Origin of the sequence: Pedobacter sp. B4-66 (assembly GCF_018492665.1) — a bacterium.
GTDB lineage: Bacteria > Bacteroidota > Bacteroidia > Sphingobacteriales > Sphingobacteriaceae > Pedobacter.
This window is the reverse complement of record NZ_JAFVME010000018.1, coordinates 109,538-123,567: the sequence shown is the minus strand read 5'-3', so window position 1 is coordinate 123,567 and position 14,030 is coordinate 109,538. Positions and strand designations below refer to the sequence as shown.

Sequence of the window (14,030 nt, the reverse complement as noted above, 5' to 3'; positions counted from 1 at the left end):
ACCTGGCCTGATGGGGTTACAAAATTTAAATCACTAAATTTTATATCAAAAAATGAAAAAATTAAACTTAAAAGATCTGTTCTTTCAGAAGGGAGAAGTCTTAACAAGAAGTCAGTTGAAAAATGTATTGGGTGGTGGGGGTAGTGGTAGTGGAAGTGGAAGTGGAAGTGGTCAGAGGGTACGCTGTTGGATGAAGTGCCCAGGGGATGAGATTTCTACTCAAGTGCCTAACTGTGATTCAGGTACACAGACTGCACAGTGCGGCGCAGGCGTTAGTGCAACATGCAGTTGTACGCTAGGATAATCCATCTTATTGAACTAAAGAGCATTGAGTCTCTTTAGTTCAAATTTAAGACCACGAGGACTCTTAAACATCGAAAAAATTCTTACATTATTAAAATGTACATGAGAAAATTTAAGATAAACTGACTCAAAGTCAATAATATGTTTCTGCGCTTTTGTACATCAATTATGAAGGTGATTATTATGGAAACCACAACAACACAATTCCCGTCCTATAAAGCTTGGTCAAAAATCTGGTTAAAAAGCTCTATTTCAGTAATCTTTCAAGTGTATCCAATAATTCTTTACCTCGTAAATCCTTTGCGAGAATCTTTCCGTCTGGCCCGAGCAAAAAATTACTAGGAACCTCTAAGAGTGCATATTTTCTAAAAATCCAGTTATCCCATCCCTTCAGATCAGAAATTTGTGTCCAAACCAATTTATCATCTTTTATAGCGTCAACCCAAACATCCCGCTTTGAATCAAGTGATACACTCAGGATTGTAAAATTATGTTGACCGAATTTCTCAATAGCCCTGATCAAGTTTGGATTCTCAGCTCGACAGGGCACACACCAAGAGGCCCAAAAATCGACAAGTAAATACTTCCCAAAAAAATCTTTGAGCTTTACTGGATTCCCTGAAGTATCGGATTGCACGAAATCTGGTGCTATTCCATTTACAAAAAGACTATCTATATTAAACTTAATATATCTACCATATTTATTTCTTTGAGCTCCCTTGTTCAATTTTTGATATGACTCCGTAATCTGTTTTTGAGGCAAAAGATTCATGATAGAATAAAATAACGCAGAATTGATGTAGGAGGCAGGTTTTTCTATTATTCTTTTGATGATGAAATTAAGTCGATATTCATCAAATACAGCCTTTGCAGAGTCATACTTTGCTTTTTTCACTTCATTCCCTGTTTCTAGCCATATATTTTGAATGTCACGAGTCCTATTGTAAACTGGTTGCTCTTTCCAGTTTCTCAAAAACTCGATATATTCCATGGCCGATTTGTTTCCGGTAACCCTCATCTCTACAATTGCACTATCTGGAAAATCAATTCTGACATTTCCAGGTTCTAGGTAAATTTCTTTGATTTTTTCTTCTATTTTTAAAAAAAACAAGTCCCCTTTACCAGTTTTTATTTGTTTCTTGAATTCTTTATTTAGAATCTCAAGCCTATAAATATTTACTGGTTTTCTAGTATTAAAAGGGTTGACTTCAATGATTTCTATTTCTGTCCCATTTTTCATTTTTGGTGCATATCCGTGTATCATAACACTATTTTGAGCACTACAGGAACCTGGAATGCAAAAAATTACTAAAATGCAAAACAGTAGTATAGGCAACTTTATCATTGATTAAGGGGTATTTGTAATAAGGTATAAATAATGTATCTAATAATTTTAACAAAATTAGATTTATCAGGATAGTACAAAAACTATCCTGATAAACTTATCTAAGGCAAATAACAACCTTTAGGCTTATTTGAACATTCAAAAACTGCATGAGACTTACAAACGAGACCTGCACTTGTGCCTGTACAATCGCTATCGGTTGTACAGGTATCTTTACATACTGGATATCCACTACCACTTCCACTACCACTTGCCGAGCTACCTCCGCCACCCAATACATTTTTCAACTGACTCCTGGTTAAAACTTCACCCCTCTGAAAGGTTAAGTCTTTTAAGTTTAATTTTTTCATTTTTTGTATAAAATTTAGTGATTTAAATTTTGTAACCCTACCACGCCGGGCTACTTCATGCGGCATGTTTTTTATAACATCCATGCTAGTTATTGGGGGCTTTTCCGTTGCAACCAGCCGCCCCCTTTTTGTACAAAGTCATTCAATGTTTATTCCAACAAATATTAAATTTCATCTAAACCGTAAGATCCACTAGTTCGCATCGATTAACTAAAACTATTAGAATAAAATATTTTTCTGCTTCTTCAAACCAGTTCTTTTACTTTTCGACTAGCTTATTTACCACAATTGAAACTCATAGGGCGATCTTTTGCCCAGATCCCATCCCTTTTATTCCGTTATTCGTACCACACAGTGCTGCTCCTTTAAACTTACCTTCCTCTATTTTAAGTCCACTATGAAAGGAAGGCCTAATTTTTAAACAGCAGCTATCCCATTATCATCAATATCTAATATGTCTCGAGATCTTCCTAGGGTTAGAAACTCCCTTAAACCAAAAAAATTGGGTAATCTAAAGGATCGAACAAATCCTTCGATATGGTTGGAATATCAAAAATTTATCATTTTTCGAAAGCATTATTTCATCGGGTTAAATGGTAGATACAATTTAATAAAAAATTTCCTTTATCAAAAGAATATTCTTTAAGTCACCAAACTTAACGTGACAAATACACTATCAACGATTACACTAAAAATCAATCACCCAGGAGACAATTTGCTAGTTTAAATTTGAAAACAAATACACGTAACTTTTTGAATACAATACAAGCGATTCGCCCTAACGCTCACACTTCATCTTAGGAGTCATCTTACTCTGTATGTCAATACATTCAAACTCAGAAAATTCAATATGCAATTTCTTAAATAAGTTTTTTCGGCTTTTAGAATTTTGGTAAGTATATTGGCAGAGCAGTAAGATCAGGTAATATGAAACAAATCCTCCCCCTACCCTTTCTAATTTGTGCCTGCTTAGCAATTAGCGTTTGTGCTCAAAAGAAACCTAATTTTAAAACCCTCCAGTTACTATACAAGATATCCGGAAAAAGTACGATCAGTGGTGTACACAATCGCGAACCGAATGCAACCCCTGCTATCTGGACAGAAGAAACTAAAAAAATAACAGGCAAATACCCTGGTCTTTGGAGTGGCGATTTCCTCTTTCAAAAGGAAAATATTGGCAACCGTAATGTTATGATAAAGGAAGCCATCAGTAAATGGAAAGCGGGCTATTTAGTAAACATTATGTGGCATGCCTGTAGTCCGGCCTATTCTCAGCCATGTGAATGGGATAATAGCAAAGGTGTATTAAGCAACCTTAGTGATGTGCAATGGCAGGAATTGATAACCGATGGCACCAAACTTAACAACCGCTGGAAAGAGATGATGGATGAAGTGGCCTCCCACTTACAGATCTTAAAAGACAATGGTGTGGAAGTACTGTTCCGTCCATTGCACGAAATGAATCAGGGAAAGTTCTGGTGGGGAGGTCGCCCCGGCAGTAATGGCACATTGAAATTGTACCAGATAACACACGACTATTTACAAAAGACGAAAGGTTTGGATAATTTGATATGGGTATGGGACATGCAGGATTTCCCTATATTAGCTGAAGATGTAAAAAATTATAATCCTGGTGATCAATACTGGGATGTAGCAGCGCTTGACATATATGACGGCAGCGGTTACACGCAGGAAAAATACAATACCATGGTAGGTATCTCTAATGGTAAACCCATTGCCATTGGCGAATGTGATAAGCTACCAACCGTAGCGCAATTAGCAGCACAACCTAAATACACCTTTTTTATGAGCTGGGCAGAATTAACCTTTAGCAAAAACACTTCGGAAGAAATACTAAAACTTTACAAATCGCCCAATGTACTTACACTAGACAAGTTACCGAGATGGCGATAACATTCTACAATCGCGTTGTTTTAACTTTAAAATGGGAAGTTCGGTAAGAACTACACTGAAGCTGTAATTTTAGATGGGGCACGATAGAAACAGAGCAATGTGGCTGGATAGTAAAAAATTACTCAATGTATTGTCTTATTTATACAAAATACCAACAAATAGACTGTTTTAAAACTTCTTATTTACTTATATTTGATTAAAATAAGTGAGTTTATGAAAATTTCAAGTATTATCCCTCCGGAAAAAATTATTGAGCGCCTTCATTATGAAAATCCCTGGTGGATCTCTAAAGAAATACAATCAGCATATAAAACAATGCAAAGAAGGCTATACTTCAATCTATTTTACCCTTTTGTAAAGGAAAAAGATATTCGAAGAGCTGTTGTTTTAATGGGTCCTAGACGTGTAGGAAAAACGGTAATGATGTTCCATGCCATAGATAATTTACTACAAGATGGAGTTAATCCTCAGAAGATCTTTTTTGTCGGCATTGATAATCCTATTTACTTGAGTTTAAGCTTAGAGGATTTGCTTTTTTTAGGTAAGGAGGCTGTTAAACTTCAAAACCTGGATGGATGTTATATTTTCTTCGATGAAGTACAATATTTAAAAGATTGGGAACGTCACTTGAAGGTGTTGGTAGATTCTTATCCTGAAACAAAATTTATAGTCTCTGGTTCGGCTGCCGCTGCTTTAAAGTGGCATAGCACAGAAAGTGGTGCTGGAAGATTTACTGACTTCATGTTACCACCACTGACCTTTCAGGAATATATTTACCTAAAAAACATGGATCATCTAGTAGTAGATGGAGAAATAAAATACGGCGACCGCCAAATTCCTTACACCTTAACCCATGATATTAAAGCATTAAATAAAGAGTTTGTTAACTACTTAAATTTTGGGGGCTATCCAGAGGTTGTATTATCTGAAAAGATCCAAAGTGATATGGGCAGATATGTTAAAAATGATATTGTAGATAAAGTACTTTTGAGAGATTTACCAAGTCTATATGGGATTAAAGATGTGCAGGAACTAAATCGCTTTTTTACTTATATAGCCTACAATACTGGCAATGAATTTTCATATGAAACGATGTCGCGGGAGAGTGGAATACCTAAGGACACGCTCAAAAAATACTTAGAGTATTTAGAATCTGCTTTTCTAATTAAAGTTCTAAATAAAGTAGATGTCAATGCAAAGCGACTAAAAAGAGTCACAAGCTTTAAAGTATACCTAACAAATCCTTCATTAAGGACCGCCTTATTTTCTCCAATAACCGAAACGGATAGTGAAATGGGGAATATGGTTGAAACAGCTATTTTGTCGCAATGGATGCACCGGGAAAATCTTGACTTAACCTATGCCCGATGGAAGGATAAAAAAGAAGGTGAAGTGGATCTGGTTCTTTTAGACGACAAGAAATTTAAACCACTCTGGGGGGTCGAAATTAAATGGAGCAACCGTTATTTCGATAAGCCTCAAGAGTTGAATAGTTTAATTCAATTCTGTAAAGCAAATGATTTCAAAAATGCTTTAGTAACGTCGCTAGACCAGGGAGGTGTCAGAGAAGTAGGTGATTTGCAATTTACGTTTGTACCTTCCTCTTTGTACGCCTTTAATATTGGAGAAAACACACTTAAAATGAAAAGTACTGCCTATTAGTAGAACGAAGTGTCTGTATACTTACATTGAATAGGTTACCGAGATGGCGGTGATATAACGAAAACAGCCTCGGACTATCCAAGGCTGCTTCACGATTATTAACCCTAAATCACAATGCGCTACAATCGCGTTGTTTTAACTTTAAAATGGAAAGTTCCGGTAACCAATTTCTTGTTGCTTTCATTGGAGGCCTCATACATGTTCATACTGTAACGGCACTTTACCTGAAATTGAGCATAATTACCTTTAACACCTGTATATTTAATTTCGACAACTTCATTATAAGAAGAGGAAGTTAGTCCCTCTGTGCTAATTAGTTTATTTTGTACCCCTGCGGTTACTGGTAGCTTTTGAGAAAACTCAAAAGGCCTCTTATTATCCCCTGTTACTACGATCTGATACTTTTTAATATTAGATGGTTTAACCATTGCCGAACTATCCTTAGGAAAGGAGAAGTAAAATGTTTCATTGGTAGAGGCAGAGGTGGCTGACACATATGAGGTAGAATCATTAAGTCCAATCGGATTAAGATCCAAATGCGTACAATCAATCTTGCGTTCCCAATCGGGCGTTTTAAATGCCATATGCAAGGTGTTATCAACCCCATTTCCATTACCAATAACAGGCCCTTTACCAGGATCTTTGTTATCATCGGGGTTTTCACCTCCTTTTTCACATGCGACAATGCATACTGAAAATAATCCCAAGAGTATTAATTTGCTAATATTTCTCATCTTAATCAGCATTAGGTAAGTATTTCCTTAAATTAATTTCGATTACTTCTCTATGAATTTCACCGTCATAATCTTCTATATACTCTTCGTAAACAGAAAGGATAGAATCCGTCCATTCGCGTACATGGTAACAAGTGGTCGGCTTATCCTCATCAAGATATTTTAAAACCAAGCTGCTATCTGAGACTACATAAGTAAATAAATCGGAACCTGCTATAGGATCGAAAACATAGCCTTGCCCATTTTCTTTAAATTCGATATAGGCACCAACCTCAGAAACCATATCACCCCTGAATACTTCAATATCTCCTTCATAGTTCACTTCGACTGCGTCGACAACACACCACTTACCTATAACTTCATTCTCCATACCCCTTTTTTTAAGTAAACCCGGATTCTTAACTGAATAAAAATTCATCATATAGGCGCAAACACTTAAGTGAATAAATAATATTTACTCAAAGGAAACACAAAATAAAAAGGGACACAATACCCATTTATGGGTATTTATTTAAAAGAATATCTACTTGGAAGTAGCTTTATCTCCCACCCACACATATCTATTCGTGGTGCACTTGGGGCACCAGTAAATCCTCACCGGAAGAAACCCCAGTAAGTGTTTTAACACAAATCCACGTGGTACCTGATAATGAAAATCGGTATTGCACTTCTTGCATTTGTAATCTTGATAGCTCATCTATTAGAGTAATTAATTTAGTTTTTTATAAAATCGCGCAAATCTAATCCAAAATCAGTTGTATATAAATTTATCCAGCATTTTGTTACCTTGAAAAGACAAAAACTTTGCCATCATTTATTTTATGATAATTATTGTTCATAAAACGAAAAATGAACAAAAAGAATGGGTATTTTTCTCTCCATTATTCCCCATTTTAGGACGACTAACCTACTGACGAACATCACTTTCACAAACTAAGTACAAATACGTAGTTTGACAAATAGGCCTTTCTACGAAAGAACAATCTCACTATTCCTTATAGTTTTGTTATCGCCAAATAAGCTTACAGTAAGCTTACGAAAAACACTGAATTAATTAAATAAACCATGAAGAAAAATTTACTAATTCTGCTAACAGCAATAGTTGTTGTTGCGGCAGGGTGCAAAAAAGACAAGGACAAGGATAACAATCCCGACAATAACGACGGAAAGATAAAATATCTAACAAAGGTAACTGAAACAGAAGAGGGTGAAATCAGAGTGTTCATATTAACCTACGACAATAAGAACCGCTTGATTTCGTACAATCTACAAGACAACACTGAAGCTAAAATTTACAGTTACGATGCTAATGGCAATTTAACCAAGATAGAATCAAAGACCGATACAGAAAGAGAAGTTTATGAGGTTGCCTATGCAAATGGAATACCGACTACCGGAACACGAAAAACATATACAGGACAAACACTTAAATCAACAGAAACCATTCAATATACAGTGGCTAATGGTAAGGTGTCTAAAATTGTACTCAAAGAGGGTAATGATGACCCCATAGAATATGCCCTTACTTATCAAAACGGGAATCTTTCGAAAATGGACGTTACTGCCGGAGAGCAAACCTTTAGCAGTGCATTTACTTATGGAACTAAGAAATCTCCTTTGTATGCCTCTCTGTTAAAATATATAATATCCCCGGGAGAATCTCTTGAATTCTCCTCAACAAATGAATTACTAAATGTAGCTATTACTTTAGGTGAAAACCCAGGGTTTTCTTCTACCAGTACATTTACTTACGATGGTGATGGCTACCCGATCACAGGGAAAACAAGAGTATCTGGAGATGACCACGATACTGTACTAAAATTCGAATACAAATAACGTTCAAGCTAGCTTCTGTCGTTAAAAACAGAAGCAGGGCGAAGGTCTCCTTCGCCCTTTTTTGGATTATAAGAAATTGATTATCTTTGAGATATGAACATCCCTCTCAAATACTTTGCTGTATTTATTTTGTTCTTTTATTTTTCTTCGCAGGTCGGGGCAAAAAACAAAAGTTCAAGGGAACGTCATGCAGATACTGTACTGATCAATAAATATCTTTCATTAGGAAAACAAAAGCATAAACAAAACAAATTAGACTCAGCCAAACGTTTTTTTAATAAAGCATTAATGCTAAGCAGGGTTGCAAAAGATTCAGCAGGAATGGTGAATGCTTATATTGGTGTTGGTACCGAAGACTATCATCGCGGAGACTTTAAAAATGCAACAGCCAATTGGCTTTCTGGATTAAAGATTGCTGAATTGATGAAGGATCAAGTTAAACAACTTGAATTAAATTCAAATCTATCTTCTGTTTTTTTAACGCTGGTAAATAAGAAAAAAGCAACCTATTACACAGAAACCACCTATAAACTTGCCAAAGCACTTAAGGACACAACTTCTCTTATTACCGCATTACTAGATATATCCAGTAGAGAAGGAATATTTGGAAATTTAGATAAAGAGGCTTACTATTTAAAGGAGGTAGTTAAATTATGTAAAGCATCAAAAAACTACCCATATGAGATTTTGGCCTATTTAAATTTAGGACAATCTTATAAAGATCATAAAGACTATAAGTTTTCTCTATATTATTATGGAAAAGCCGATTCTACTTCGAAAGCACACCAATACAAGGAATATGATCGTATGATCTATATGTCACTGGCCGGAGTGTTACATGCGACGAACAAAAACAAAGAGGCTTTAAAGTATATAAAAATGGTTATTCCCCTTGCCAGGCAAGCGGGTGCTTCTGCTCGCTTACGAGACATGTACAGTCTCGCTTCAAATATCTACAGCGGCTTAAACAATCATAAAGAGGCGCTCCATTACCTCAGAAAAAGCAACTTTTTAAAAGATTCATTATTTAGTGTTGAGAACGAAGCGGCCATACATCGAATGGAAATTGAGCATCGAAGCGTTAAAAGAGAAAAGGCAATTTCTGATCAAAAGCTGATCATCTCCAGAAACAAGCTTGAACTGCAGGAAAAGAATAAGTACATAACAATTGCGGTTTTAGCAACCATAATTCTTGCCGCAATTTCAGTGGCTGTTTATCTGGTTTATTCAGCCAAACATAAGGCCAACAATCACAAGTTAAACCTTATTCAGAAAGAAAAAGAAGTTGCTATTCTTGAAGCCTTAATTAATGGCGAAGAAAAAGAAAGATCGAGACTAGCGCTTGAACTTCATGATAGTGTGGGAGGTATTTTATCTGTGACTAAAATGCAAATGAGTATTTTATTAGATGAGCATCATTATCTTTCGACCTCTTCTACGTTTGAAAAAACGCTTTTCATGCTGGATAATGCATCAAGTGAAACAAGATCTATAGCACATAATTTAGCCCCTCAAATTTTATTTCAAAAAGGACTAAACACCTCCATTGCTTCATTATGTGAGAAGACAAATGGATCAACATTAAATGTTGTTTACTACTCAATTGGAAATGTGGACAGATACAATAGTGACTTTGAGCTTTTCATCTATCGAACAGTTCAGGAAGGCTTAACTAACGTTATTAAGCATGCGAGTGCCAAAGAGGTAATTGTTCAGCTATCAAACAGCAATAATGTATTAAACCTAACTATTGAAGATGATGGCAAGGGAATGGATGCCACATCAATTGGTGTTAATGGAATGGGATTAAACAATATGCGACTAAGAACTATTGCAAAAGGCGGAATTTTCGAACTTTCCTCATCAGCTTCAGGCACTACAATTTTCCTTGAATTTGACATCACTCCATACACGCTAAAAAACATTAATGAACCTATTGAGGATTTTTCATTAGTAAAAAATTAAACCCAGATAAATAATGATATCGTGAGAACAATTGCTAATCTTATCTTTCTCTTTACGCTTTGTCTACCTCTTTTTGTTTTATCAAAGAATGATTCAGACGGCGACAGCTCTACTGTAAAAAAATTCATGAGACTAGCCAATGAGCAACTAAAGAATGGCAAAATGGATTCGGCGGATTTTTATTACAACAAGGCTGGTTTTTTGGCAAAAAGAATAAACTATCACCGAGGTTTTCTTGATTACACAAGTCGTTATTCCAATTTCCTTTTCCAAGAACTCAGATACAAAGAAGCCCTTATTGTTGCGCAACAGCAATTGGAATTAAGTTTAAAACTAAACGAAAAGAAAAGAGCTTCCAATGCCTATAACAATATTGCTTTACAGTACCATGCACTTGGAAATTTTCATTTATCTGCAGAGAATTTCATTAAAGGACTTCGCCTTTCCGAACAATTAAACGATCCATTAAATCAAAGGATTACTTACACCAATATGGCATCGTTATTTTTTGACATTGGTGACAAAAAGAAAAGTCTTTATTATGCTCAGAAGGGTTATGACTTGGCAATCCAACTAAAAGATGAAACCCAGATTACTAGGAGCCTTGTTAACCTTGGATGCAGCAAAACATTAAATGGTAACTACCCGGAGGCAATAGCAGATTTTAAACGAGTAATCTCATTTGGAAAAAAAAACAGCGATATTACATTGGAGCTCGTTGGCATTATCAACATTGCTGACATATATATTAGAACTAAGGACTACAAGAAGGCCCTTGAATGGAATCAGAAAGGCTATGCAATGCTCAACCCAAATACTCGCGGAGATTATGACATTTACATATTAGGAGGGCTTGCAAATTCCTACTTTAACCTGAAGCAATATAAAAAAGCTGATCATTTCTTTAAACAAGTAATTGGTAACGCCGAGGATCAATTAACAAAGAATGAGCTTAGAGATCTTTATCTGGTTGGTTCAAATTTAAAGGAGCAATTAAATAAACCGACGGAAGCATTAATGCTGAGAAAAAAATATCAGGCATTAAGTGATTCCATGTTAAATGCTACTACCCAGAACAGCATACAGGAGCAAGAGATTAAATATCAAAGCTCGCTAAAAGAAAAGACCCTGGCACAACAGAAGCTTAAACTTTCAAACCATCGATATGAGTTACAGAAAAAGAATAAATGGCTTATTTTTTCTATTTCTTTATGTGCATTGTTCATGACCTTAAGTTTGTTGATTTATCTGGTGTACCGACAAAGACAAAAGGCCTCTCTTGCTGAAAGGGAAAAGCAATTATTGCAGGCCCGGTTAACCGGTGAGGAAAATGAACGTTCTCGGCAAGCCCGTGAGCTTCATGATGGTGTTGGAGGCATCCTCTCCGCAGCAAGGATGCAGATGAGTACACTTAAAGATGAAATTGTCGGCTCACAGATAGGCACTTATGCACGAACACTATCCCTAATTAATTATGCTTCGGAAGAAGTCCGCAACATCTCACACAACCTTGCTCCTGAGGTAGTACTAAATGAAGGATTGGAAATGGCAATTACCCGATTTTGTAAAAGAATTAGTCAGCCGGGACTAAGCATCAACTGCTATTTAATAGGGAAAATTCCGCCACTAAAAAGTGAGTATGAACTGCTAATTTACCGCATCGTTCAGGAAGCTGTAAATAACATATTAAAACATGCGAAAGCTACAGAAGCAATTGTGCAGTTATCAATTAATGACGCCATACTTAGTCTTACAATCGAAGATAATGGAATTGGTTTCGATACGGCTATTTTTTCTAAAACCGGAATGGGATTAATGAACCTTCAGTCCCGAACCTTGAATCTTGGCGGAACTTTTGAGATTTCCTCCTTACCCAATTCAGGCACCACCATTTTCCTTGAATTTGATGTTAAGTCATTCATTCTAAATCCGGATCAGGAGGCTATTAACCTCAAGGCGAAGTCTTTTGCAACCCCAATTAATCCTGAAGCGTTTTAATATTTTAATTCCCTAGATTTGCGAACTAACATAAAAAAGCTAGATATGACTTATCCGGAAAAACTGAGCGAAATACGCAAACAAATGAAGGCCGACAACGTACAGGCTTACATCATTCCATCTGCAGATCCGCACATTAGTGAATATTTGCCAGATCATTACAAATGCATTCCTTTTGCTTCGGGCTTTACGGGCTCAGCAGGCACATTGGTAATTACACATGACTTTGCAGGACTGTGGACTGACTTCCGCTATTTTGAACAAGCCGCTGAACAACTAGAAAACAGTGGTTTTGAACTGGTAAAACAAAAGGTGCAACATGCCCCTGAATATATTCAATGGTTGATTGAAAAGCTGGAAGGCGGATCGGTTGTTGCCAGCAATGAAAAATTGCTTTCTCTACTTTTAGGAGACCTGTTCACTCAACAGTTTTCTGTTAAGAATATCACCCTGGCCAATAAAGACTATTTAAATTCCATTTGGGAAAACAGACCCGAGCTGCCAAACGAAAGTGCATTTTTAATTGCTGAAAAACACATCGGACAATCTGTAAGCAGTAAACTTGCCGAAGTAAGATCAGCGCTAAAAAAACAAGGTGCGGCTTATCATTTAGTATCCTCTTTAGATGATATGGCCTGGTTATTCAACATCCGTGGAAATGATGTGAGTTACAACCCTGTAGTTTTAAGCTTTGCATTAATCAATCAGGGCCATGCTAAACTATTTATTAACGCGAATAAATTAAGCGCTGGCGATAAAGAAGAATTATTGAAAGAAGGCGTAGAAGTATTCGCTTACGAAGAGATTGAAGATGCTTTAGCACGAATCCCTGAGAGCAGCTCCATATTTATTGATCCAAAACGCAACTGCTTTGCCTATGCAAAGCTAGTTCCGAAAACAGTAACCGTAATAAAAGACACCAATCCATCTACCCATCTTAAAGCTGTTAAAAATGAAACGGAACTAGCCAACACCCGTACTGCAATGGTTAAAGATGGTGTTGCGATTACCCGTTTCTTAAAATGGCTTTCGGAAAACATAGGAAAAACGTTAATTACGGAACTTTCTGCAGCGGCCGAATTGCTTAAGTTTAGAGCAGGACAGGAAGGCTTTGTTGGCGATAGTTTCAATACCATTAGTGCTTATAAAGCTCATGGTGCCCTACCTCACTATGGTGCATCAGAAGAAAGTAATTCGGAAATAAAAGCTGAGGGATTATTCCTTCTGGATTCGGGTGGTCAGTATTTTTATGGAACTACTGATATTACACGTACCATCCCAATGGGAAATAATACTGAAGAAGAAAAAACCGATTATACACTGGTACTAAAAGGTATGATTGATGGTTGTAAAACTCGTTTCCCGAAAGGCACTTGTGGTTATCAGATTGATGCCATAACACGTAAGCCTCTATGGGATTATGCGGTTAACTATGGTCATGGAACGGGACATGGTGTAGGTTATTTCCTAAATGTGCACGAAGGTCCTCAGGTTTTAAACCCGACAGCAACACCGGTTGCTCTTGAGCTTGGAATGATATCATCTGTTGAACCTGGAATTTATCGTCCGGGGAAACATGGTGTGAGAATTGAAAACCTTGTAAACACCATTAAGGATATAACCAACGAGTTTAATGAATTCTATTCATTTGAATGCTTAACCATTGCTCCAATTAGCACTAAAATTGTTAAAAAGGACCTACTGGAACAAAACCAGATTGACTGGCTTAACGGTTATAATTCATTGGTGTTTGAGAAGCTTAGTCCTTTCCTTACTGAAGAAGAAGCGAAGTGGTTAGCTGAAGAAACTAAAGGTATTTAGCAATTCTCTTCAAAAGCTGCATTAACATGCGCTGAAAAAGCGCATATGAACGCTAGGCTTTTTCTGAGAACAACTAAATATTAGCCCAATCAGCGTGAGGGG

11 protein-coding genes are annotated in these 14,030 nt (G+C 36.5%); 7 read left to right on the top strand and 4 right to left on the bottom strand.

The window, feature by feature from the left end; translation table 11 throughout:
• Positions 1-52 precede the first annotated feature (52 nt).
• Complete coding sequence (locus J1905_RS22995; protein WP_214229533.1) at positions 53-304, top strand: hypothetical protein; 252 nt, start codon at positions 53-55, stop codon at positions 302-304.
• Between the two features lie 246 nt (positions 305-550).
• On the opposite strand, the gene J1905_RS22990 is transcribed toward J1905_RS22995, so the two are convergent.
• Together J1905_RS22990 and J1905_RS22985 are read right to left on the bottom strand one after the other, a co-directional pair.
• Positions 551-1,567, bottom strand: a complete 1,017-nt coding sequence (locus J1905_RS22990; RefSeq protein ID WP_214229532.1) for a peroxiredoxin family protein — start codon at positions 1,565-1,567, stop codon at positions 551-553.
• A 182-nt stretch (positions 1,568-1,749) separates the two neighbouring features.
• A complete protein-coding gene (locus tag J1905_RS22985; protein WP_214229531.1) occupies positions 1,750-1,998 on the bottom strand; it encodes a hypothetical protein in 249 nt (82 codons plus the stop codon).
• 927 nt (positions 1,999-2,925) lie between these two features.
• On the opposite strand from J1905_RS22985, the gene J1905_RS22980 reads away from it, so the two are divergent.
• Both J1905_RS22980 and J1905_RS22975 read left to right on the top strand, forming a co-directional pair.
• On the top strand, positions 2,926-3,912 hold the full coding sequence (locus J1905_RS22980; protein WP_214229530.1) for a glycoside hydrolase family 26 protein: 987 nt from the start codon (positions 2,926-2,928) through the stop codon (positions 3,910-3,912).
• A 213-nt stretch (positions 3,913-4,125) separates the two neighbouring features.
• On the top strand, positions 4,126-5,574 hold the full coding sequence (locus J1905_RS22975) for an ATP-binding protein (RefSeq protein ID WP_214229529.1): 1,449 nt from the start codon (positions 4,126-4,128) through the stop codon (positions 5,572-5,574).
• Positions 5,575-5,693: 119 nt separating this feature from the next.
• On the opposite strand, the gene J1905_RS22970 is transcribed toward J1905_RS22975, so the two are convergent.
• Both J1905_RS22970 and J1905_RS22965 read right to left on the bottom strand, forming a co-directional pair.
• Entirely contained in the window at positions 5,694-6,308 is a 615-nt protein-coding gene (locus J1905_RS22970) for a hypothetical protein (RefSeq protein ID WP_214229528.1), read from the bottom strand.
• A 1-nt stretch (position 6,309) separates the two neighbouring features.
• Complete coding sequence (locus J1905_RS22965) at positions 6,310-6,678, bottom strand: hypothetical protein (RefSeq protein WP_214229527.1); 369 nt, start codon at positions 6,676-6,678, stop codon at positions 6,310-6,312.
• Between the two features lie 695 nt (positions 6,679-7,373).
• Here J1905_RS22965 and J1905_RS22960 point away from each other — a divergent pair.
• The 4 genes from J1905_RS22960 to J1905_RS22945 all read left to right on the top strand — a co-directional run bounded on the left by J1905_RS22960 (position 7,374) and on the right by J1905_RS22945 (position 13,928).
• Complete coding sequence (locus J1905_RS22960) at positions 7,374-8,144, top strand: hypothetical protein (protein ID WP_214229526.1); 771 nt, start codon at positions 7,374-7,376, stop codon at positions 8,142-8,144.
• A 93-nt stretch (positions 8,145-8,237) separates the two neighbouring features.
• A complete protein-coding gene (locus tag J1905_RS22955) occupies positions 8,238-10,109 on the top strand; it encodes a tetratricopeptide repeat-containing sensor histidine kinase (protein ID WP_214229525.1) in 1,872 nt (623 codons plus the stop codon).
• A 21-nt stretch (positions 10,110-10,130) separates the two neighbouring features.
• Positions 10,131-12,107: a tetratricopeptide repeat-containing sensor histidine kinase gene (locus tag J1905_RS23865; protein WP_214229524.1), complete on the top strand. Its 1,977-nt coding sequence runs from the start codon at positions 10,131-10,133 to the stop codon at positions 12,105-12,107.
• Between the two features lie 45 nt (positions 12,108-12,152).
• The gene (locus tag J1905_RS22945; RefSeq protein ID WP_214229523.1) at positions 12,153-13,928 is read left to right on the top strand and encodes an aminopeptidase P family protein; all 1,776 of its coding nucleotides are present in this window, start codon (positions 12,153-12,155) and stop codon (positions 13,926-13,928) included.
• Positions 13,929-14,030 lie beyond the last annotated feature (102 nt).